This is a genomic window from Pedobacter sp. NO84 (assembly GCF_059703915.1).
The window spans coordinates 667762-690332 of record NZ_AP046575.1 but is presented as its reverse complement, the minus strand read 5'-3'; the positions used below and the strand labels follow the sequence as shown (position 1 = coordinate 690332).

The following is a 22571-nucleotide window of genomic DNA, read 5'->3' as shown; positions in this document are numbered from 1 at the left end:
GTTATAACTTTTGCATGGCATTAAAAACCAATTGCGCCACTGCAGTAGCACCTGCCTTTTGGAAATGGGTGTTGTCTTTTTGACCATCTGGATATCCAGGGTACAATCCTTTTTCAAAGTTCATGAAATACTTAGATGTTACTTGTTCTTGACCTATCGTTGTAAATTCATCAATAGAAAGTTGTGTAAGGTCAATCAATTTAACATTTAGTTCTTTTGCCACTTCCTTTACGGCATTGGGGTATTCGCCGTGTACATTGCTTAATCTTCCATCCTTCCAGGGGTAATTTCTGTTTACGGGTGTAATTAAAATAGGTATGGCCCCCTTTTCCCTAGCCTGATTTACGTATAGCCGTAAAAATTCTTTGTATCCAGTTAGATTAACGTATCGTTCTGGTTTATCAACCGCAGCATCGTTATGTCCGAATTGGATCATTACAATATCATTCTTTTTTAGATCCTTAAAGATGGCTGCCCAGCGTCCTTCTTCAAAAAAGGTACGAGTGCTTCTTCCGCCTCTGGCTTTATCTAAAACCAATACGCTATCGGTTTTAATTAGATTTTTAACTTTTATGAGACTATCTTTCCTGAAGAATTGTTGGAAAACCTGGCCCCATCCATTTAAAGGAAATTTCTTTTCCATATAGCCAGAATCCAATGTATAGTCGGCCATTGTTGAATCCCCTACTAAATAGATGCAAGTTGGACTTTTAGTTGGTTTGAACGCAACTAGTGTTAAGGTTAATAATAGGCAGGTTATCTTTAGTAATTTCATTGTACAACTAAGTGTTTTGCTAATCCAATTTTTGTTTCCCTAATCCCTTCAACCACCAAACCAGCAACAACTTTTGCTCCTTCTGGGTTTAAATGGGTATTATCTTTTTTTCCTTTAGGATAATTTACGTGACCTGAATCTACGTAATTAAAGAATTTTGTTGATGCTTCATCTCCGAGACCAACTAACAATTTTTCTGTTTTACGCTGCATATCAATTAATGGAATATGCAATGAATCCGCTAATTTCCTAACCACATCGGGATAACCCATATGAGTGTCCCTAAAAACCCCATCTTTGAAGCTGTGCCTTGCGATTGGGGTTAATAAAATCGGGAAAGCGCTTTTGGCTTGGGTTTCTTTAATATATTTAATCAGATTGGTCTTATATTCTGCTAATGAAGTGCCAATGGCTGGATTGTCAATTTTTTCATCGTTATGTCCGAATTCTATTAGCACATAATCGCCCGCTTTTAACGTGGTTAAGATGTCGTCCCATCTTTTTTCGTTAATAAATGACTTGGTACTTCTACCATTCAGTGCACGATTATCAACTTTTACATCCTGATTAAAAAAATTAGCTAATTCCATACCCCATCCGGTTTCTGGAAAGGCTTTCGGCTGTTTGTTAGCAGCAGTGGAGTCTCCTATAATGTAAACTGTGATCAGCTGATTTTTTAACATCGTAAAAGACATGAGTGTTAAAAAGCAAAGAAAGGGAAGATACTTTAATTTCATCCTATAAATTTAAGCAAAAAAAAGACGGGGTTTTAAGCCCCATCTTTTTAAGAATTTTTATGCTATTAATAAGCCCAACGGGGATCTCCAATAGCTATACTGGTATTACTTGCGGTCCTTAAAGGCGAACCTACAGGCAATTGGAATGTAGTGGTAGCAGCTGTCCAACCTAAATCAATCGCATAGTTAGATGTTAATGTAACCGTAGCCGGGAAAGTAAGTGGAGTTGTACCCGTTCCATATAAACCAAACATATCGGTATAAGAAATTGTAGTGGTTACTCCTGCTCCTGTTGATCTTAAGGCAGCAGCTTGTATCGTTCCTGATTTAGGCGTATTTGCTACAATACTGTTTGTTAACGTAAAATTAACTGGATTTGCATTGGCATCTAATAGTGCATACTTACTATTACCACCAAAGCCATTAAACGTAGAATAACTGATGTTTATTGATCCCGCTGTAGCTCCTGTCATGGTATTACTTGCAGTAACCAATCCTGGGCCCGCATTATAGAAAGTTGATTTGGTGACATTAATAGCTGTAAACTCCATTTTATTAACATGGAAAGTATAATATGCCGATGAACCATTTGCTCCCATATCATACACTATCGAATTATTTACGGTAATGTTACCTATTTTGAAATCCCTAATTGCAGAACCCCTATCACCACGTAAAAACGATGTTGTAGAACCGTGTACAATGCAATTATCAACCACAACGTTAGTAAATGTAGCTGCTAGCGCATTATTGGCTTGAGAACCAATAAAATTAAGGAAATAGAGTGAGGCAGCAGTGGTGCCATCAAATTCGATCCCTGATAAGGTAATACCTGCACCTGTACCCTCGATGTCAATTTCTTTAAAGTTTACTTTGGTATCTAAAGGTGAGCCTGAAGTTGATTTTAAAGTAATGGTTTTACCTGTAACAAAGATATTTACCGATGTTACGTTATAAGTTCCCGGGTTTAACCCAATTATGGCTCCATTTGCAGCGGCAGTTATTGTGGCAGCTAGATTATCTGTTGGATTAATTATGGTAGAATAAACGGTTACTGGTAATGTTGTAAACGTAACTAATCCTTTATCTTTTGTACCTGCATAAATTTGCGCCGTATAGGCAACTCCACCTGTTAAACCTGTAATGGCTTTTAAACCGGCGGTAATATCCGCAGCGCTTAGCGTTACGGTTATCGGAGTTCCTCCAGTTGTGGGAGTAAGTTTAATACTCGTTAATGTAGCATCATTTGCGAAACGTAGCGTTACCGAAGTTTCTCGTATTTCTGAATCACGAACAGGCAAGAATAACTGCGTACCGGTAATGGTAAATGTTGATGTGCTTACGATATATTTAGATTCTGGTTGACCTTCGAACGCATTAGCTTTAATACGGGTATAATAAGGAACCCTTATGGTCAAATTATCGTCGGTTACAGTAATACCAGCGGTATCAACCACTTTGGTATAGGCAACGGTTGTAAAACTCGCATCCTTAGAAAAATCTACGGTATAGGTTAAGGGTTTACCAGTTGAAAATAATGGAACGCCCCATTTAATTTTTGCAGAAGTTTGACCAGCAGTAACCGATATATCGCTTGCTTTAAATAAACGAGGTGGGTCTAAAACTGGTTCATCATTCTTTTTACAAGCAGTAATCAACAAAACTGCTGCGAATAGAAGCAACAGATTTTTGCTTGTGTGATGGAAAATAGTTTTCATATCTAATTTTTTAAAATTAATAACCATAATTCTGTACCATATTCGGATTTTCATTTAAAGCCGTTTTTGGATATGGGAAGAGTTCTTTTTTGTTGGGTTCGAAATAAGTAGCAAAGCCTGTAGACAAACCTGTTACCGAGTTATCAAGCGTTAATTGTTTTCTCCAATTCTTTGTGGTGTATCCTGTTGGTGCGGTAGCCGAATTTAAACCTGGAGAAAATAATACTACGTTGGCAGCTCCACCATATAAATCTAATGATTGTACTTCTGCAACACTCGCTGAGTTATTATATGTTGATTCTTTTGCGTACACATAGTTTGGAACATTTACGTATGGTCCTGTTCCATCAATTAATTGTACCAGTTTTGCCCGGGTCTCTATAAATTTACTGTTAATTAAATTCCAACGGATCAGGTCGTATTTTCTAATTCCTTCGCCACCAAATTCCAATAAACGTTCTTTAACAATCGCATCGAAGAAAGCAGCTTTAGTAGCTGGAGCTGCAGGTATTTGGCCTTCAAAACCAGAATAAGCACGTTTTTGTACTTCCTGTAGCGCATTAACAGCCAGGCTTGTTGGGCCATTGATTTCATTTTCAGCCTCTGCATACATCAACAAAATATCGGCAAAGCGAAGAATTGGCCAGTTTATGGCAAAATTTTGGGATGATGAACTATTATTAAAGGCAGTCCATGATTTTCTAAATTTAGCATCGGTAAAATTGTTCAGCACATTGATCAATTTCTTAGAATTGGCAGTGATTTCCCAAGTTCCGATGGTTACGTCTCTGCGGCAATCTCTCGTTTGATCAAATTCATAAAAATAGGTTGGGATAGCATTCATACCTCCGCCACCTGTACCATAGGTAGAACCCGCAGCAAAACGAACACCATTGTAATATCCTAATTTACTATCAGTAGAGGCATTAGCACCAAATGCGGCAACTTCAAACATTAGCTCATGAGCATCATCTAACCTTGTAGAGGTGTGCAGTGTTTTAAATACATTTTCATAACTTGGATTTAGTGTATGTTGCGCACGATTGTCCATGATACTTTTACACTCTTCAAGTGCAATCTGATAATATTTTAGGTAATCCGCTCTGCGCTCCATCACATGGGTATCAGATCTTAATGAATATCCCCCACGGTATAAAGCAATTCTTGCTCTTAAACCTTTAATTGCTCCTTTTGTTAATCGGTAACTACCATAATCAGGAATATCAGATCTCCATCCTACTAGATCTTCGGCAAGTTTTAGATCTTCGATCAAACGATCATAGGTTTCGTCTCTATTTGCATTTTTAGGGAATAAATCTTCAGAAAATGCTGCTGGAACAAACCTTGAAGGAACATCGCCCCAATTTCGGATAAGTTCTAAATAGAACAACGCCCTTAAAGCTAATGCTTCGCCATGATAACGTTTCATAAGCGTTTGATCTGAGGCCGACCCTGAGGTATACAATTTCGATTCTGGAATGTACTTAATGCAAAGGTTTGCTCTTTCTATTCCGGCATATAATTGTGCAAATGGATTAATTAGATCCGAATTATCGGAGCTCGCTCCATACATGCTAATTCCCCGTCGATCTGAAGAAATATAACTTCCAGAGGTTTTAAAATCATCAGCTGATAACCCGAATAAGGTAGAAATTCTACTTCCATATCCATTATCGCCAATCAACTTATTATAAACACCAATAACAGCTGTATTTGTTGATGTAGAACTTTCAAATACCACATCTTCTGATGATGTAGAAGCTGATTCGTAGTCTAAGAATTTTTTACACGATGGTGTGATTGTAATCGCTCCTATAGCTAAAACTAAAAAAGCAGATTTTATAAATTTTTGTTTCATTGTCTTTTAAAGCTAAATGGATTAAAAAGTTAAGTTTAAGCCACCCAGAAAATATCTACTGCGTGGGTAAGCCGCATAATCAATACCTGGAGTAAGTGGATTTGATCTGCGCGTATTCGCTTCGGGATCATATCCCGTATAATTAGTAAACGTATAAAGGTTATTTACTGTTCCATATATTCTTAATCGCGAGATGAATTTTGTACGCTTAACCAAATTTGTAGGTAAAGTATAACCTAAAGTTACATTATTGATCCTTAAGAAAGAACCATCTTCAATTGCATAAGATGATAAGGCATAATTTCCTGGAGTTGGCGTCCATAAAGTAGTATTAGCATTCATCGCCGTTAACTGGGTTGGATCGGTTATCTTAACACCATTAGCATCAAAGTTTCTCCATCTATCATTCATTGTAGCTAACAGGTTGTTATCTTTAACGTTATACTGAGAAGAAAATTCAATCGCATTTGCATTGTATACTTCGTTACCCACAGAGAAGTTCATAAACACTGTAAAATCGAAGTTTTTGTAGTTAAATGAATTATTAAAACCACCAGTAAATTTAGGTTGAGAAGTGCCTAAAACCGTTCTATCATCATCACCGATCAACATGCTTGTTGAAGTCGATAATTTTTTCACTTTCATGTCGCCAGGTTGTGGATCTTTATTACCAATCAACAAACGACTATTTGGCACATCAGCTTTTAACGTATAGGTGTAAACTCCCGTGGTAGTGTTCTGTACATAGTTAAAATCATTAACTGTGTAACGCCCATCGGCCACAAAACCATAGAACTGACCCACCGGTTTACCTACTTCAATTAAGAAATCGGCTAAGCTATTAACCCAACCCGATTGAGCCACATAAGATTGAACGTTGTTCTGAAGTGCTAAAATTTTGTTTTTATTAAACGAAATGTTAAATCCAGCATTGTAGCTAAAGTCTCTTGATTTTACAACCTGTCCGTTAAGTGCAATCTCAATTCCTTTATTTTGGGTCTTGCCCACATTTTGTTGTTGAGAGCCATACCCGTTAATTGGCGGAATATTTGCCAACAATAATAGATCTTTTGTTCTATTGCTATATAGATCTAAGGCTAGGGTCAATCTATTTTTAAATAGATCTACATCTAAACCTAAGTTACCAGAGATATTTTTTTCCCAAGTGATGTTTGGATTTGCTAGCACATTGCCTGTAATTAATCCAGTGGTTAAAGCAGCATCAGATGCGGCATAACCTCCAGCTGTTGCACTTGCAGAGAATAAAGTTCTGAATAAATCCTGACCAATTCTATTGTTACCAGCGATACCATAACTAGCACGGATTTTTAAGCCGTTTAGCCAAGTTAAGTCCATCTTTTTCAAGAAATCTTCTTCAGATACACGCCATGCCACCTGAGCCGATGGGAAATCTCCCCATCTTTTACCTGGAGCAAAGAATGATGAACCATCTCTACGATAATTTAAGGTTGCTAAGTATTTTCCTTTATAGCTGTAAGATGCTCTTGAGAAAAATGAAAGTTGGCGCGAACCAGAGAAAAATGAAGTTGGTGGATCTTGTACAGAACCGGTTGGTGGAGCTGCTTTTTGGATACTTCCAAATGCCTCATCGGCGGTAATATTGATTGGGAACCATTTGATGGTAGAACTGTTCGACTTAATATCGAATTTGTTCAGTTCTTCTCCAACCAATATGTCTAAACTATGGTCGTTGCCCAAATTTGGCTTATAATTAACCACGTTGGTATTGATCAGTGTAGTGGCACTTGAATTATCCAGCGTTATGGCAGGGAGACCTGCGTTGTTACGGGCAAGACCACTTAATGGACCATTAAAACCGTTTACTTTACGATCTGTAAAATTAAGACCTACTGTTGATCTAAAATTCAGGTTTCTAAGTATTTGAAAGCTTAAATAACCGCTACTGATCAAATCGTTACGTTTATCATCCTTTAGCTCTTGTTCTGCCAAAGAAATGGGATTGGATAGTTGTGTAGTTAAGAAATCGGCATCGAATAGATCTCCAGTATCACCACCTCCCGAATAAGGTTGATAGCGAACAGAATTTCTTAAACGGTTTGTGCCTTGAGATCCAGTACTCGTAGTACCTACACCTTCAACTGTCTGACGGCTGTAACGAACGTTTACACCAGTTCTGAACTTCTCAGAAATGCGATGATCAAAACGGAAACTTGCAAAGGTTCTGCGGTAGCCCGATTCGAGCATAATTCCATCCTCAGAAGTATTATTTACCGTGAAGTTATAGGTTGTGGTTTTAGTACCGCCCGATAAGGTCAATACTTGTGTATTTGAAAAAGCTTGGCGACCGAATACTTTGTCCTGCCAATCGATATTTGGAATGTTCTTATAAATTTCTAAATCTTCAAAAGTACCATATCTCTTGGTAAAATCACCTTTAACTACATCCGTGGTATTGTTATTGTACAACTCATATTGATACATTACATATTCATACGGATTCATTACTGGCAATTCATTTACAATTTGTCTTGAGCCAGCAAAAGCTTCAAAGGTTACCGCGGTTTTACCGTCCCTTCCACTTTTGGTGGTGATAATAACTACACCATTTGCACCGCGACTTCCGTAGATTGAGGTAGAAGCAACATCTTTAAGTACATCGATACTCTGGATTTCGTTAGGAGATAAAATTGATAAGGCATTATCCACTTGGATTCCATCAACAATATAGAGTGGAGAGTTATCACCAGTAAGTGAACTACCACCTCTAACCCTGATTTGAATCTCAGCACCGGGACTGCCCTCGGTTGTAGTAGCCGTAACACCAGCCAATTTACCTGCTAGTGCCTGAGCCGCGGTACCTACCGGAAAATCTGCAAGATCTTTTGCGCTTATAGAAGATACAGAACCCGTTACCGCTTCTTTCCGAACTGTGGCATAACCGATATTAACCACCACTTCATTCAGCGTGGTAGCACTTTCTTCTAAAATAGCATTTACTTGGTTTTTGGTTCCAACTTCGATTTCAATCTCATTATAACCTATAGATTTGAAAACTAGCACTACAGTGCCCGTAGAAGGGATTGCAAGTTTATAAGTACCGTTGATATCCGTACTCGTTGCAATCTTGGTTCCCTTTATCGTTACACCCACGCCAGGTAGCGTAGTGTTGGTTCCTTTTTCGGTAACCTTACCCGATATTTGCCTTGTTTGTGCGTGTGCCATATTTAAACCCATAGCAAGCACACAAAAGAACAGTAAAATTTTTTTCATACATTCAATATATTTGGTGTTTAGGATCACTTGTGCAGTTTTCCATTAACAAGTCTACATTGTTTTTTTTACAATCCATGACAGTACAGGACACTAAATTTGTGCAATCGTTCCCGACAACGTTGCCAAAATCCATCAAAAAAGTTATCTTTAGGCATCTAAAAAAATAGTATCATTATAAACTGATTTTTATTTTTGGAAAATTTCCATTTATTGCACTGAAAGATGTTCGAGCCCGTAACCATAAAAGACATTGCAAAGGCCCTAGGGCTCTCTACTTCAACTGTTTCTAGAGCTTTACGGGATACCCACGAAATAAGTGCAGCTACAAAAAAAATTGTTCTGGCCTATGCCAAAGAAATCAACTACCATCCAAATCCGATTGCTTTAAGTTTAAAAGAGCGCCGAAGCAAATCTATTGGTGTGGTAGTTAGCGAAGTAGCAAATAGTTACTTCTCCCAGGCCATTAACGGCATCGAATCCATTGCGTATGATAGAGGTTATCACGTTATTATTTCACAGACCCACGAATCGTACGACAGGGAAGTAGTAAACGTACAGCATTTGGCGTCGAGATCTGTGGATGGATTACTGGTTTCACTATCTTCCCAAACTACAGATATCAGCCATCTCAGCTCCTTGCACGAGAGAGGCCTACCCATTGTTTTCTTTGATCGCGTGGCGGATGAAATCAATACGCATAAAGTAATCGCAAATAACGAAAAAGGGGCTTTTGAAGCTACTTCTTATCTAATTAATTCAGGATACAAACGTATAGCACATTTAACCAGTTCTAGCTATTTATCCATAAGTAAAGAGCGTTTAACGGGCTATGAAGCGGCATTAAAGGCACATGGCCTTACGCTAGAGCCCGCCTATATTAAACATTGCCCACATGGTGGGATGATATACGAAGAAACAGAGACTGCCATTAAAGAATTAATGGCCTTAGCCCAAAAACCGGACGCTATATTTGTAGCAGGTGATAGGCTGAGTACGGGATGCTTGAGTGTATTTAAAAACCTAAAAATCAAAGTACCTACTGATATGGCCATCGCCGGCTTTAGCAATTCTGATGTACTTGATCTGTTTAACCCTTCTTTAACTTCTGTCCGCCAGCCAGCTTTTGAAATTGGACAATTGGCAACTCAAATGCTTTTACAGTTAATAGAGGCCAAATATCCCCAGGAAGAATTTGAAAAAAGAGTATTGGAGACTGACTTGTGTGTGAGGAAGAGTTAAGCGCTGAGCGATAAGCGTTGGGTGGAGAATACAGTAAACTATTAACAATTTACTTGGTAAAAAGCGCCACTTTCTGATAAAGGTCATCCGGTAGGAAAGGTTTAACGATCACATCATTTATTCCTACTTCATTTACCCTAACTTCTATATCTTTTTTGACATTTGCCGTTAACGCAATAATGGGGATACTTATGCCTTGGGCTCTTATCCTTTTCGATGCTTCGTATCCATCCATAATCGGCATATGTAAATCCATCAAGATAAGCTTGTGCTTAATTACATCTAATTTATGTAAGGCTTCTTCGCCATTATGGGCCACATCAACCTGAGCGCCCCATTTTTGTAAAAATGTTTTGGCCACCATTACGTTCAGTACATTGTCTTCTACCAACAAAATAGAAAGTCCTTCGAAAGGTTTTTCATTTTCCTTAAAATTATTAGCATCACTTGGTTGGTCTTGGTTAAGGCTTGTTTTAGAGAAGGTTTGGATAAAATAGAATATAGAACCTTTACCTTCTTCGCTCATCACTTTTAGTTCTGAGCCTTGCATCTCTAAAATCCGTTTTGAAATGGCCAAGCCGAGCCCGGTACCACCGAAGCTTCTTGAGGTAGATGAATCTGCTTGGGTAAAACGATCAAAAATAATGGCCTGGGTTTTTTTAGATATCCCAATCCCCGTGTCCTTTACCTGTACTTTTAATGTGATATAGGTATCAGTTTGCGCCATTTCGGTGATGCTCACCTGTACACTACCTTCGTTGGTAAATTTAACCGCATTGTGTACCAAATTGGTAATTACCTGAAAAATTCTTGTAGGATCGCCCAATAGTTTATGTTTGAGAGACACCTCAGTAGTAAATTTTAGCTCGATATTTTTTTCTTGTGCAAAATTCTGCAGTCCAGCAATGATATTTTTAACGATGGCAACGATATCAATTTCTGTAAACTCTAAATCTATTTTTCCGGCTTCAATCTTATTAAAATCTAGGATATCATTTACAATACCTAACAGATTATTGGCCGAAAACAACATAATATCCAGTTGCTCTGCCTGATCAGGTCGTGGATTGTTTCTCAAGAGCAAGTGGCTCATTCCAATTACAGAGTTCAGTGGCGTTCTAATTTCGTGGCTCATGGTGCTCAAAAACTCGCTTTTAGCAATCAGCCCTTGCTCTGCCTGTTCGCCCGCCTTTTTAAGCTGAAAAGATACTCTATGCGATAAAATGAGCGATTGCAGAAAGAAAAAACCAATGTATCCGAAAAAACTAAGTAGCTGCAACTGGGGTATAATTGTCCAGTAATGGAGAAGAGTAATGGCAAATACTGACATCATTGCAACTGTGCTCATTAATGCAAATCTTGAACCCGGCCGGGACCTCCGGTAGGCTATTGCATAAATAGCAAGCGTGTATACAATGCAAAATACCGTAACTACCAAAAATGGATTGACCAGTTGGCTGAAATAATAGACCGGCAGCACCAAAGTAGCCAAGCTAAAGATTAAGCAGATGCAACAGAATACGTTGACAACGATTTTATTCACATCCTTTGGATATAAATAGTAGGTATATAGGCCGAACAAACCAACACCTAAAAACAAAGTGATGTATTCTAAACGCACGGTAACCGCCCAACTTAAATTGGGAAGGATAGTATGGAGTACATAGTTATTTATCCCCATGATGCGATAACTATATACGATAGAATATAGAGAGAATAACAAAATAGCCTTATCGCGACTCCCTAAAAGATAAAGTCCGATAAAAAACAGGCCTCCCATAATTAAACAACCCGTTAAGAGCAGATCTATCGCCTCAGCCCGTTGCCTATCGCTTTCTATTTTTTCTTTTTGCCCAATAAATATGGATTCCTTAATTCCTCCCTTACTATGCACAAAATTTGCAATTTGTAGTACAAATTTAGCGGTGTCCGTTCCTTCCGGGATGTCGAAGGCCTTATATTGCCAGTGCGGCCTAAAGTCGTTGGCGTTATCACTTACTTTCCCATTCGACACTACTTCCTTCCCATTTAAAAATAAGCGATAAGCACAGTAAACATCCGGCATGCTAATCCTGAGTGTGTTTTTTGTTTTTGGTAATAGGATGGTTAGCCTATAAGAAGCATAGCCGAATGAAGATAATTTTTTGCCATTGATAGTGAGATCGTTCCAAATGCTGGGAAAATTTACAGTTTCACCTTTTGGGATTATAGTATCGTTTGGATTAATGAGTTGTTTCCAGTAGAAAATCCATTCTCCACCGAGCGGGATATTCTCCTCAAAATTTTGGCTGCGTAAATCAAGAACCCCATTTTTTGCCTGAGGAACATCAGCATTATTGGCTATGCTCGAAAAACCAAACGCAAAAATGAGCAAGAAAGTTGAAAAAAAACAATACAGTTTCATGGATTCGCTTAATCTAAAAACCTTTTAATTTTGGTATTTAGCTATTACACGCGAAGATAAAAAAATGTTTGGTTGCTAATCACATCGTATAAAAATATCATTAGGAACATTTAGCTGGGATTATAAATTCCCTCAAAAAAATTTATTCGTTTAAGAATGTACCGTTTAAACTAAGCATATTTGTTTAGTCCAATTTTACCAAATATCTTCCTCATATATGAAAATTAAACTAATTGATAAGGTGATCTGCCGCACGCCTGCTTTTTGCCTCAATGATAAAATGGCAGATGTATTAGAAGAACTTAAAGTCAAAATCCAGGAATCTTCTCCAGCATTTTACCAATTTATATCATCCTTAGACCAGAGCGAGCTAGATCAATTAACTGAGAAAACGCGGTTTACCCTATGGAAATATTTCAATCGAGCAAAATACAGATCAACACCATTTGGTTCATTCGCGGCAATAACTACCCTACCCCTCGCTTTCAAAAGTAAAGAACCAGTAGTGATTGAAAAAGAAATGATCACTGATCATTTTATAGATTGGAGCCATAAGGAACATCATCTTAAAAATCTAAAACATGCCCTTGGAGGTGCTACTCTTCTATTGAGCAACTCTTCTATTTATTTTGTAGGAAAGGAAATTAGATACATCAAGATAAATGAAAATTTTCATGAATTGGCTGCCGTAAACGCCATTCCTGAACTCAGCGCAATTCTGCACAAATGTAAACACAAAATCCCATGCCTTGTAATCTACGAGTTAATGGAGGTGTCATTTGATATGAACGAGGTTGAAACTAGCGATCTGCTGGTACAATTGGTTAACATGCAATTGTTAATTACCGAACATTTTCCGAACATTACAGGAACCGATTATTTTGAAAGGTTAAAGATTGATGCACCCAAAACACCCAACGACTATATCATTGCTAAACGCAAACATTTAAGGGGAGCCTTTAATGGCGATTTACTGAAGCACGTTCCAGAATGGTTTATGTTTTTAAACCATCATTTAGGAACCCCAGATAATGCAGATCTTAGGAATTTTAAGCGTGCATTTGCAAAACGATTTGAACATCAAGAGGTAAGTCTAGCCTTAATAATGGATCCAGAAATTGGAGTTGGATATGGGAACCTCGCTCAGCAGCATGGCGCAAATCCACTGGTGAACGAAATTAAACAAGCAAAATCCGTCCTTCATCAAGACACCATCGCCTATGGCGAATTTCACGCTTTTTTATTAAATAAGATCGTGGAGGGCCAAGCCATTTTGTTAGAAGAATTTGTAACTGCTATAAAGCCTAAGGCAGAGCTTCCAAATACCTTCAGTATTATCTTTCATCTCTATCAATCTCAGCCCGTACTTGCCTTTGCTGGTGGATGTACGGCAAATGCGTTGATAGGCAGGTTTACAATGGGCAATCAAGAACTGGAAGATTTTGGAAAGGAAGTTGCCGCTTTTGAGATGAAGGTTAATGAGGATGTTGTATTTTTTGATATTGCCTACCAAGCAGAAAAAAGAGTAGATAATGTAAATAGAAGAAAAATACTGTACCAAAATGAACTCCCTATTTTAACATGGAGTGATTTACCCCATCCACTGGATTTTAACGATATCTTGGTTTCAGTTTTGGGAGACGAAGTAATTTTAAAATCAAAACGGCTGGGGAAGAGGATAGTGCCCAGAATCCCTTCTGCTTATAATTATACCAGATCTGATTTGGCGGCCTATCGTTTTTTATGCGATATCCAAAGTCAGGGACTGTCTACCAATTTAGGGTTTAAGCTTCAAGAACTATTTCCAAAATTGAGCTATTACCCGAGGTTGAGCTATAAAGGAATAATTGTTTCTCCGGCAATGTGGCGTGTACCATCAGGTATTTATGCCGACAATAAAATAGGTATAACGCAGGGGTGCTCGCTTTTAAAAGAATGGCTGCAAAAAAACAACATCAACTTTAGATATAAAGCTGGATACAGCGACCATACCCTATGTTTTGATCCCAATGAGGCTGAAGATATCTGGGCATTTATCAATTTTTGCAAGCAACAGCAGGAAGAAATTTATATTACCGAGGCTCTTATTTCGAATTCAGATGGCATCAAAGATGAGAAAGGAGGCATATATCTGCCCCAATATATCGCTAGCTATAAACACGAAGATCGATTGTATCAAGCTATTGCCACTCCAACCAAAGCCCAACAAAAACACGATAGAATTAAGCTTCCTGGAGGAGATTGGCTGTACTTCGAATTGTACTGCCACCCAGCAAAAACTAATCATCTCTTACTTAAAAATGTATCCTACTTTTTAAAAAGCCATAAGAAACAAACAAAAAAATGGTTTTTCATCCGATATAATGAACCCAGCAATCACATCAGACTACGTTTGCACCTTATAGATAAGGAATATGTGTTTATGGCAATGGAAGCCTTAAAGGCGATAATTGAGCCAGAAATGCATACGGGTACCCTGATCGACTATAAAATCAAAACCTATTTTAGGGAAACCGACAGATACGGCATACAACGGATTGATCTTGTTGAACAATTCTTCTTTGTGGATAGCAAATTCATCCTCCATTTATTAAAAAAATCAAAATCAGAGAATCATTTAATCTTAAGTTGCTTACGGCTCTTGATGGATTGGCTGGACCATAGCTTAAGCAGTTTGGCAGACCAAGTTCTGTTTGTAAAACACATGTCCGAAAGTTTTGCCGCTGAAACCGTAATTGGTCCGAGGCATTTTAAAAAGATCAATTCGAATTTCAATGCGTTAAAAGAGGATGCCGAGAACCACCCTATTAATATCCCCGTTGTATTTTTAAATCGTTACCGAAGGTTATTAGAAAAGATGATGCAGACTTCGCATCACCATGGAGAACGAGAAAAATTACTGGCCGATTTGATCCATATGCATATCAATAGGCTTTTTTCTATAGACCAACGGATGTATGAAACCATTATTTACCATTATTTATTGCGTATGCTGCAAACAAAGAAGGCTATTTTAAAACAGCTATAGCGATGTTAATATTTACTATAAATCGATGACTATCAATAGCGTAATGGAAACTGGCCTGATCACCATAGGCATACTTCAATCTTTTTTCGATATTATAAAGTCCAGATTTACTTTTCATTGTAGTCTCCTCGCTGTTGATCAGATTGGTAGTATTGATATACAGTTTTTCTAAATCAGCGTTAATTGATATCAAAGCAGGTGAGGTGGAATGGGTAAGATCGCCATGTTTAAAAATATTTTCCGTTAAAGTGAGGAGCACAAGGGGAATAATCTTAAGGTTTTTTACAGATTCGGAATAAGAGAAATCGATGTACAGTTTATTGTTTCGCCTAACCTGATTTAAAAACAGGAGATGGTCTATCTGCCCTATCTCATCAATTAATTCTATGGTGCCTTCCATTTGATCTGAGTCTATTGCAAAGCGCATCATTTCGGCCAAACGGATAATGGTTTCGCCTGCAACTTCCGAATGCATATTTACATTGTGATATACAAAATCTAAGGTGTTAAAAAGAAAGTGCGGGCTAATCTGGGCCTTCAAATAGGCATTTTGAGCAATGGATAGCTCTTGTTCTATTTTTTGCCTATTAATAATATTGTGCAGTCTTTCCCGCTCTAACTCTTCTGTTTTCTTTCGTTCATTAAGGTAATTTTTAAGAAAATAATAGCCAGTTGCAAAGGCCATAAAATAAATAGCACGATAGAAATTCCTAAAGATAAAATTGGTATTGAATTTAATGGTTTCGTAAGGGATTACACGAATAAACGCTAATAAATAATTAGCTAAGTGATGAGCACCAATATATAGAATGATTTGGGCAATGATAATAAAGGGAACCCGCCAAAAAGCATTCCTCTTACTGCGGAGCGCCCATGGCAAAAGTAAGTCGGAATACCCGTAAAAATAGGCGATGATTATAACACTGTGGACGATGTAAATCAAAGGGTGGGCATACACATGGAAAAGGATGGCAATGATCACAGATTCGTACATCACATACGAAATCCAGATCAAAACGTGGATTTTATTCTTAATCAGCCATCCTAATGCTTTTCCTTTCATAAATACCTGTGTGTATAGAAAATAACCCTGTCTGTATAAGCTACTATAACTCCTAAAAATGCAGCCTTAAGTTTCATAAAAAACATAAAATTATGAAACGCAAAGCATTAAAAATTACGGAAAACACCTTGTTTGTTTACAAAAAAGAAAAATCAAATTTAGGCAGATCTGAAACTGAGCCAACAACTACTATTTCAACTGTACTTACTGGAACAACGGGCATTAACAACCGAAACCTTAGATAGGTAATGGGGGCGGGATTAATTTCTTTTTCCCGCTCTTATTAATCTTTCAGTTATAAAACTGTTGAACTTCTTCCTATAAGCCTCTCCTACCGTAATTCTTAGTCCATTTACCATTTTAATCTGGTTCCCATCAACCGCTTCAATCTTATCTTGCCTAATGATAAAACTGCGATGCAATTGAAAAAACCCAGGCACATCTTTCAACAGCTTAGCAATTTCTGTTAATGAAATATAGGTTAGCACATTCTTAGAAAGTGTGTGGATAAGGATATAGTTTTGCTTACTCTCTATGGCAACAATATCTGCATAGCTTATTTTCACAATCTTTAAATCTTCTTCTTTACTTTTCACAAAAAAGAAGTCTTCCTTGCCGCCTATTTTAGGTTGCTCCTTTTGTGGGAACAGCTTATCAATGGTGATCACAAATTTGCCCAAAGAATAGGGTTTCAAAAGATAGGCATCCGCACTTGCGTCAAAAGCTTCATAGGCATACTTGCTGTGCGCAGTTGTAAAAACTAATTTATCGGTTTTGTTTCTGATTTCCCTAGAGAGTTCAATACCATTTATCTTAGGCATATCTACATCTAAAAATATCAGATCAACTGGTTCTAAAGCCCTAATAGATTTTAGCGCTTCTAATGGATCAGTATAACTAAAAATTAATGTTAGCTCAGGGGTGGATTCCATGTATCTTTTCAACCCTTCTATTGCATGTTGCTCATCATCAATTATTATACACCGATACATTTTAATCTGCTATTACCCTTAAATATGTGCAAAATTGAGGATTTCTCCAAACTAATTTGTTAAAGTAATTGAAGATTATAATAGTTTAACAACTTATGCTATTTCTTATACCAATAGGTATATTTTAAGGACGGAAAGGACTATTTTAAGGTCGGAACCTGTTTAGCTACAAAAGCAGCAATTTTATAATTTATTGAATATCTGCTTCTTGGAGAAAGGAGATTTTAGCTACTAAGATCAGTGTGATATACTGTTCTTTTAAGTGTTTAACTTTGCTCTTAAGGCGCTAACAACCCATAACGCTGTATGAATACGTTACTTCTACAAGAATTGAAACGTTTAATTTTAGTAAAACTCAACATACAGCACATCAATCCTTCCGATTGCCTTGTTATTTCCATTCTGATCCAAAAAGAACTTAAGAAAAACATTTCTGAAACAACGTTGAAAAGGATTTTTGGATTTGCGCAAATCAAGCATGAATTCTCGCAGTTTACCATCAATACCTTAAAAGAATTTGTAGGGTTTATAGATGAGCAATAAGATTGCTGCGATTAAAGGCCATTAGAAACACAAAGCCATGCCGACAAACTTGTTTAATCATCCCTAATTAGTGTTCATCAAGCATGGCTTGTATAATTGTTAGCGAGAGCATAAATGCCTTACTTCTACACTATGAATTTAGGTAGTTAATTGACAGTATTTTAATAAAGTAGGTGAAGACAAAGAAATAATTGATGAGCAGGGTTTTTTAGTAGACTTGATAGAATGGAAGAGGTAAGATGGAAGGCCAAACGCTTTATTGGCGGTCGCCAAACGCTTATCGCCTATCGCTAAACGCTAGCCGCTTTACGCCAAACGCTGGTCGCTTTATGCTTATGCTTGTATGGTAGCTTGCCAAATAAAATAAGCGTTCAGTAGGATATACACTAGCAAACTAACTATGGCGAAAATCCGATCAAATTTAATAGCCCTCGCCATTTGACCCTTCTTAAACAAGGTTAATGAGTAGGCTGTAGAAATAATTACGACCAAAATAAATACCAAGGTTACCCCGTGTAAGGTATCAACAAGGGTAAATGAAGTAGATTCGGGCAGTGAGCCATCAATAATATATTTGTTTCCAATTACGGCGAAAAGAGCTCCAACGCTTAATCCAAATCGTGAATCAATGCTGTCTATATGAATGTAAAAACACATATAGGCAATCAAGAAAGCTACGTACATGCCCAAAAACATTTTCCAGAACAACCCCATTGCATCCCTGCTGATACCGATACGTACCTTGAAATTGCTATATTCTGTATGAGGTTTTGGAATGCTGTTATCCCCAAAAGCTGTTTCGTAAACCTTAACGCCAGCCGACATTTTTAAGCTGTCAATTTTCCAGCCCCGTAAGGTAAAACGAGGGTCGAACTGCTTTCCTAATGAATCTGGCACAAAAATCAGTGCATTCGAATCATATTGAGAGTTTTCTATCGAAAGTCTCAATGTTTGGTGATCGAACGGGAAATTATCAATTGCCCATGAATCTTTCATCACACATTGTAACTTCATCAGCAAATACATTTCATTACCGCTACTATCTATAGTAGAAAAAGACTTTTCGACCGTTTTAGCCTGCGGAATCTCTAAATTATCTACAAAATTAAAGTCTTTATTTTTATACTTAAGCCAAAGCCAAAAGTTAACCGTGTACTCTTTATCCTTAAAATTAATATCGTGGATACTGGTAACATAAACCCCACTTCGCACCGTATCTGGTCCTTTTTTTTGAGCAAAGGTGATGGATCCTATAAAGATAAGCAACAGCGAAAACAGCAATTTTTTCATAATCTCTATAAAGATAGCCAATGTTGGGGAACTGTTAAGTGCGAAAATGGTTAATTGTTAAACTGGTTAATTGTTAAACGGGTTAACAGACCACTCAAACCTCCCAACTCAAAACTAATCTACAGCTCCCTTATCCATATATTTCGAAAACTAATGGGTTCGCTCTTATCACCATGTGCCTGTAATTTTATAGGACTAGCACCATGCGCCTTGGCATACGATGGTTTGCCGATGTATTGTGTTGGGCCGGTTAATTCGAAGTTATTTTGCACCAGAACACCATTAAATAATACCGTTACCCTTGCTGCGCTCTTTAGTGTTCCATCTTGGTTAAATACTGGAGCAGTCCAGATTACATCGTAGCTTTGCCACTCTCCTGGCTTACGGTTAGCGTTTACTAAAGGTGTGGTTTCCTTGTAAATACTGGCAGCCTGACCATTGGTATACGTTTTGTTTTCGTACGAATCCAAGATTTGTAGTTCATATCCCAGATCCCCCGCTCCTATGGAAGCCAAGAAAAGTCCACTATTACCTCTTAATTGTCCCTCACCGGTTATATTTTTAGGGATAAGCCATTCGATGTGCAATTGATAATTGTTAAATGCTTGTTTGGTCTCGATGTTACCAGCGCTTTTATCAACGGTGAGGATACCTTTTTTAACTAACCAAGTAGCCGGACTTTTATCCTTAACGTTTACCCATTGGTCTAAATTTTTACCATCAAATAAAATGATTGCATCAGATGGGGCAGCAGCATTATTTGCTCCTGGTGTAACTATTGGAGGCACAGGTGTATAAAACTCTGTGTCTTCATGTTTTGCTTTTTCTTGGGCTGAGGCAGCAAAAATCTGACTGCCTGCTATTAAGGCCAACAATAAATAACGTTTCATCTAGGTGTTTTTTTTGAAATGTTTTTAAAGATAAACGAATGAGGTTTTAAATTTAAAATTTTTCGAAGATTTATTTAATCCAACGCCAAACGCGATACGCTTAACGCCAAACGCTATTCATCATGCTGAGGCTTGGCAAAATCACCCATAAATCCTTTAGGATCTTTGCTTCCCTTATCAGTAGCAATTTCATCTTCATCAGTTACCGCTTCTTCTTCTAGTACATTGCCCGAAGCGTTTCCTGATAAATCATTACCCGAATTATCGATTTCTGGAGTTTTTACCTCTTTATTTTCTTGATCGCTCAAATCAGTATCGTGATTTTGTTGGTTTTCATTCCATCCTTTTGGTTCGTTTTCTATAGGTGCCATGGTTTTATAGGTTAAGTGGTTAATTGGTTAAGTGGTTAAGTGGTTAATTGGTTAATTGGTCAATTGGTTAATTGGTTAACTGTTTAATTGTTTAACTGGTTAATTGGTTATCCCGATATCTAGCAGGAGTTTAAATTTAACAACACCCATCATCATAGAATGTTTAGTAATTTATCATTTAGGGCCATGCGTAAACAGTAATTCTAAAGCATGCCTTTCCTTCTGTGCAGATCATTCCCAAATTGCTTTTCGTTCATCTATGATGAAAACCAATCGCAAGGGCCTTAAGCAGCTGCAGTCTGGTCCCAAATGGACTCCTTTCGAGCTAATGTTTTTCCCGTTCAATTCTAAAATTTGAATGTCTCCTCGAGGGCTCCACGGATAGGTGATGTAAATAATGCAGTAACAAAACAAAATTGGCATAAACCCCAATTAAATTTCAATCCATTCCAATTTTGCACATTGTTTTACACATCATTTCAGAAACTTTATGAGAATATCGATTTTGTTATTATATTCCCTAAATACAATCATCTCCCTATGATCAAGTTCAACTCAACCTCCCTAAGTGGCGTACTCGCTTGCTTAAAATGCCTACGCAATTCACACGCAAGTTACATTGTCACTTACATTCCATATGCGCGCAACGTCATTTGACTATCATAAGATGATAGTTTATGCTGTGCGGTACAAGCTAATTACAAGGGTGTTTAAATGCGTAAAGAAGATAGGACGTATGAAAAAGTTTACCTCAATCTTTTAGCTGTAATTGACTAATGGGCATGGATCATGAATAGATAATTTTCACTACAAAAAAGGTAAAAATACCCTTAATTTAAGGATAAAAATATAAGATATTGCGATTATAATAATGACGCTATCGCCTTACCAAACGTTAGTGACATGCCCTAAGTCTTAGATACTTGGAAATATAAATTTATTAATTTAGTTTCATAATAATGAATACTATCCGAGCATCGATTTAGACAGACCCTATATGAAAAACATGAACTAAATATTTTAACCTAAAACAAATCCCTATTATGAACAAAATCAACCTCTCAAGGATGTTTCTATTGATATCCTTTGTAACACTGTTTTCCCTTTCTTGCAAGAAGGACAAATCATTTGAAAACGAAAATCCCATAGAAACACCAACAAATCAATAAAGCCATGAGGAACACTGGAAAATTATTGCTTATGCTTTTTTTTGTAGCGCAAATAGGTTGCACCAAAGAACAAGCGGTCAATGAATACGACGTAAATCCCATTTTAAAAGCGAAGGTTCTATTGGCAAGCAAGTCATCGGAGGCGGTCAAGCTCCAATTTTGCAATGAAATACCCTTCAAATGGGATAGCATCATCATTCTACCGCCCTACAGCAGCGCGGAGACGGTAAGAAAACAAAACGTGGCCAATCCTAAAGCTATAGAAAAAATGTTCCCCGAATTGACATTGGATGAGGGGAGATGCGTACTATTGTTCATCCAAGGCGACAATATCGTAAGATATGCTTTTGTACCCCGTGACCCCCTAGATTTTAACGACCTCGTAGGGCCAGACAAGGCTAGCCAAAAGATTTCTAAGGAAACCGCATGCGGGAAAATCTATATCAAAAGAGATAATTCCAAGCTTTCACTGTCCTATTGATTTCTTCTTGGATTATATTTCTGCAATAATAGTAAAGCCACCGCTAGGGTGGCTTTATTTTACTACCTCTTTCCACCTCCTTGTCTATAGAGATGACATATATGCCAAAAATGAAATGAACGCTGATAGAGATGGATAAGATCCTACTATGACCGTTTTCCCAATTGTTTATACTGTCGACGTTTAACTCCAAAGCTTCCTCACATCAGTCTTCCAAAGCCTGAAGTCTATTCATTTCTTCCTAATTACTCCAAATGGTTATAGTTTTGTTGCCTAATACCATGGAAGCATGATTACACTTTGTTTTCGGAATCGAACGCTAACCTGCTTCTGCAACATATAGAATCCAATCCCTTTAAAACCCATTCACTAAAAAGGGTGGCTTAAGAGCGCGAATGGCTTTATCGGTCATTTATTTATAAGGTGGAATTTGTTCTCCGCTATTCTTAAAGTGAGTGCCGAGCATTTGTGCTTGGGTTTAGGTTGTGGTATTATCAAAAGCTAGTCGACAGAAAAATCGGTATTCGGTATTCTTAAGTTTTACAAACTGCTATGCCAGATGCTCCGCACATTTTATTGCCGATGCTTTTATATTACACCCCTTCAAATAAAATTGTGCATACTCTTGGCACTTGCTTCGGATCTGTCATTTAGTTTGTGGCAAACAAATTCATGCCTCATACGCAATTCTCTGCACCTTTACTTCATCCACGCTGTACCTTTTAAAAGGTGGGCCTTGCTTGCAATTTGCTCACCTG

The 22571-nt window shown here is 37.6% G+C and carries 16 protein-coding genes; 5 read left to right on the top strand and 11 right to left on the bottom strand.

Going from position 1 to position 22571, the window contains the following annotated elements:
* Window position 1: 1 nt before the first annotated feature.
* The 5 genes from AC6H0V_RS03190 to AC6H0V_RS03170 all read right to left on the bottom strand — a co-directional run bounded on the left by AC6H0V_RS03190 (window position 2) and on the right by AC6H0V_RS03170 (window position 8340).
* Window positions 2–775, bottom strand: a complete 774-nt coding sequence (locus tag AC6H0V_RS03190; RefSeq protein ID WP_497562263.1) for a rhamnogalacturonan acetylesterase — start codon at window positions 773–775, stop codon at window positions 2–4.
* On the bottom strand, window positions 772–1512 hold the full coding sequence (locus tag AC6H0V_RS03185) for a rhamnogalacturonan acetylesterase (RefSeq protein ID WP_497562262.1): 741 nt from the start codon (window positions 1510–1512) through the stop codon (window positions 772–774). The genes AC6H0V_RS03190 and AC6H0V_RS03185 overlap by 4 nt, the downstream gene beginning before the upstream one ends.
* A gap of 65 nt (window positions 1513–1577) precedes the next feature.
* Window positions 1578–3230 carry a hypothetical protein gene (locus AC6H0V_RS03180; protein WP_497562261.1) on the bottom strand — a complete coding sequence of 551 codons (1653 nt, stop codon included), beginning with the start codon at window positions 3228–3230 and terminating at the stop codon, window positions 1578–1580.
* 16 nt (window positions 3231–3246) lie between these two features.
* Complete coding sequence (locus tag AC6H0V_RS03175; protein ID WP_497562260.1) at window positions 3247–5088, bottom strand: RagB/SusD family nutrient uptake outer membrane protein; 1842 nt, start codon at window positions 5086–5088, stop codon at window positions 3247–3249.
* Between the two features lie 21 nt (window positions 5089–5109).
* Window positions 5110–8340, bottom strand: coding sequence for a SusC/RagA family TonB-linked outer membrane protein (locus AC6H0V_RS03170; protein ID WP_497562259.1), 3231 nt, complete (start codon window positions 8338–8340; stop codon window positions 5110–5112).
* Between the two features lie 225 nt (window positions 8341–8565).
* Between AC6H0V_RS03170 and AC6H0V_RS03165 the strand changes: the two genes are divergently transcribed.
* Window positions 8566–9582 carry a LacI family DNA-binding transcriptional regulator gene (locus AC6H0V_RS03165; protein ID WP_497562258.1) on the top strand — a complete coding sequence of 339 codons (1017 nt, stop codon included), beginning with the start codon at window positions 8566–8568 and terminating at the stop codon, window positions 9580–9582.
* A gap of 49 nt (window positions 9583–9631) precedes the next feature.
* On the opposite strand, the gene AC6H0V_RS03160 is transcribed toward AC6H0V_RS03165, so the two are convergent.
* A complete protein-coding gene (locus tag AC6H0V_RS03160; protein WP_497562257.1) occupies window positions 9632–11986 on the bottom strand; it encodes an ATP-binding protein in 2355 nt (784 codons plus the stop codon).
* Window positions 11987–12203: 217 nt separating this feature from the next.
* On the opposite strand from AC6H0V_RS03160, the gene AC6H0V_RS03155 reads away from it, so the two are divergent.
* Window positions 12204–15014, top strand: coding sequence for a lantibiotic dehydratase (locus tag AC6H0V_RS03155; protein WP_497562256.1), 2811 nt, complete (start codon window positions 12204–12206; stop codon window positions 15012–15014).
* Here the strand turns inward: AC6H0V_RS03155 and AC6H0V_RS03150 are convergent.
* Window positions 14995–16077: a sensor histidine kinase gene (locus tag AC6H0V_RS03150; RefSeq protein ID WP_497562255.1), complete on the bottom strand. Its 1083-nt coding sequence runs from the start codon at window positions 16075–16077 to the stop codon at window positions 14995–14997. The two genes, AC6H0V_RS03155 and AC6H0V_RS03150, sit on opposite strands and share 20 nt — an antisense overlap.
* A gap of 92 nt (window positions 16078–16169) precedes the next feature.
* Here AC6H0V_RS03150 and AC6H0V_RS03145 point away from each other — a divergent pair, with 92 nt between their 5' ends.
* Window positions 16170–16322, top strand: a complete 153-nt coding sequence (locus AC6H0V_RS03145; RefSeq protein WP_497562254.1) for a hypothetical protein — start codon at window positions 16170–16172, stop codon at window positions 16320–16322.
* A gap of 15 nt (window positions 16323–16337) precedes the next feature.
* Here the strand turns inward: AC6H0V_RS03145 and AC6H0V_RS03140 are convergent, their stop codons facing one another.
* Complete coding sequence (locus tag AC6H0V_RS03140; protein ID WP_497562253.1) at window positions 16338–17069, bottom strand: LytR/AlgR family response regulator transcription factor; 732 nt, start codon at window positions 17067–17069, stop codon at window positions 16338–16340.
* 306 nt (window positions 17070–17375) lie between these two features.
* Between AC6H0V_RS03140 and AC6H0V_RS03135 the strand changes: the two genes are divergently transcribed.
* Window positions 17376–17612, top strand: coding sequence for a hypothetical protein (locus AC6H0V_RS03135; RefSeq protein WP_497562252.1), 237 nt, complete (start codon window positions 17376–17378; stop codon window positions 17610–17612).
* 333 nt (window positions 17613–17945) lie between these two features.
* Here the strand turns inward: AC6H0V_RS03135 and AC6H0V_RS03130 are convergent, their stop codons facing one another.
* The 3 genes from AC6H0V_RS03130 to AC6H0V_RS03120 form a co-directional block, all read right to left on the bottom strand.
* Entirely contained in the window at window positions 17946–18902 is a 957-nt protein-coding gene (locus tag AC6H0V_RS03130; RefSeq protein WP_497562251.1) for a ligand-gated ion channel, read from the bottom strand.
* Between the two features lie 119 nt (window positions 18903–19021).
* On the bottom strand, window positions 19022–19792 hold the full coding sequence (locus AC6H0V_RS03125) for a 3-keto-disaccharide hydrolase (RefSeq protein ID WP_497562250.1): 771 nt from the start codon (window positions 19790–19792) through the stop codon (window positions 19022–19024).
* Window positions 19793–19905: 113 nt separating this feature from the next.
* Window positions 19906–20163 (bottom strand): hypothetical protein, encoded by a 258-nt coding sequence (locus AC6H0V_RS03120; RefSeq protein ID WP_497562249.1) that lies wholly within the window; start codon window positions 20161–20163, stop codon window positions 19906–19908.
* A 1173-nt stretch (window positions 20164–21336) separates the two neighbouring features.
* Between AC6H0V_RS03120 and AC6H0V_RS03115 the strand changes: the two genes are divergently transcribed.
* Window positions 21337–21813: a hypothetical protein gene (locus tag AC6H0V_RS03115; protein ID WP_497562248.1), complete on the top strand. Its 477-nt coding sequence runs from the start codon at window positions 21337–21339 to the stop codon at window positions 21811–21813.
* Window positions 21814–22571: the final 758 nt, after the last annotated feature.

What these genes read in the sequence shown, in the direction of transcription:
- AC6H0V_RS03125 (WP_497562250.1), bottom strand. Translation starts at nt 19,792, where the DNA reads ATGAAACGTTATTTATTGTTGGCCTTAATAGCAGGCAGTCAGATTTTT.
- AC6H0V_RS03150 (WP_497562255.1), bottom strand. Translation starts at nt 16,077, where the DNA reads ATGAAAGGAAAAGCATTAGGATGGCTGATTAAGAATAAAATCCACGTT.
- AC6H0V_RS03180 (WP_497562261.1), bottom strand. Translation starts at nt 3,230, where the DNA reads ATGAAAACTATTTTCCATCACACAAGCAAAAATCTGTTGCTTCTATTC.
- AC6H0V_RS03155 (WP_497562256.1), top strand. Translation starts at nt 12,204, where the DNA reads ATGAAAATTAAACTAATTGATAAGGTGATCTGCCGCACGCCTGCTTTT.
- AC6H0V_RS03190 (WP_497562263.1), bottom strand. Translation starts at nt 775, where the DNA reads ATGAAATTACTAAAGATAACCTGCCTATTATTAACCTTAACACTAGTT.
- AC6H0V_RS03170 (WP_497562259.1), bottom strand. Translation starts at nt 8,340, where the DNA reads ATGAAAAAAATTTTACTGTTCTTTTGTGTGCTTGCTATGGGTTTAAAT.
- AC6H0V_RS03115 (WP_497562248.1), top strand. Translation starts at nt 21,337, where the DNA reads ATGAGGAACACTGGAAAATTATTGCTTATGCTTTTTTTTGTAGCGCAA.
- AC6H0V_RS03120 (WP_497562249.1), bottom strand. Translation starts at nt 20,163, where the DNA reads ATGGCACCTATAGAAAACGAACCAAAAGGATGGAATGAAAACCAACAA.
- AC6H0V_RS03160 (WP_497562257.1), bottom strand. Translation starts at nt 11,986, where the DNA reads ATGAAACTGTATTGTTTTTTTTCAACTTTCTTGCTCATTTTTGCGTTT.
- AC6H0V_RS03185 (WP_497562262.1), bottom strand. Translation starts at nt 1,512, where the DNA reads ATGAAATTAAAGTATCTTCCCTTTCTTTGCTTTTTAACACTCATGTCT.
- AC6H0V_RS03165 (WP_497562258.1), top strand. Translation starts at nt 8,566, where the DNA reads ATGTTCGAGCCCGTAACCATAAAAGACATTGCAAAGGCCCTAGGGCTC.
- AC6H0V_RS03145 (WP_497562254.1), top strand. Translation starts at nt 16,170, where the DNA reads ATGAAACGCAAAGCATTAAAAATTACGGAAAACACCTTGTTTGTTTAC.
- AC6H0V_RS03135 (WP_497562252.1), top strand. Translation starts at nt 17,376, where the DNA reads ATGAATACGTTACTTCTACAAGAATTGAAACGTTTAATTTTAGTAAAA.
- AC6H0V_RS03175 (WP_497562260.1), bottom strand. Translation starts at nt 5,088, where the DNA reads ATGAAACAAAAATTTATAAAATCTGCTTTTTTAGTTTTAGCTATAGGA.
- AC6H0V_RS03140 (WP_497562253.1), bottom strand. Translation starts at nt 17,069, where the DNA reads ATGTATCGGTGTATAATAATTGATGATGAGCAACATGCAATAGAAGGG.
- AC6H0V_RS03130 (WP_497562251.1), bottom strand. Translation starts at nt 18,902, where the DNA reads ATGAAAAAATTGCTGTTTTCGCTGTTGCTTATCTTTATAGGATCCATC.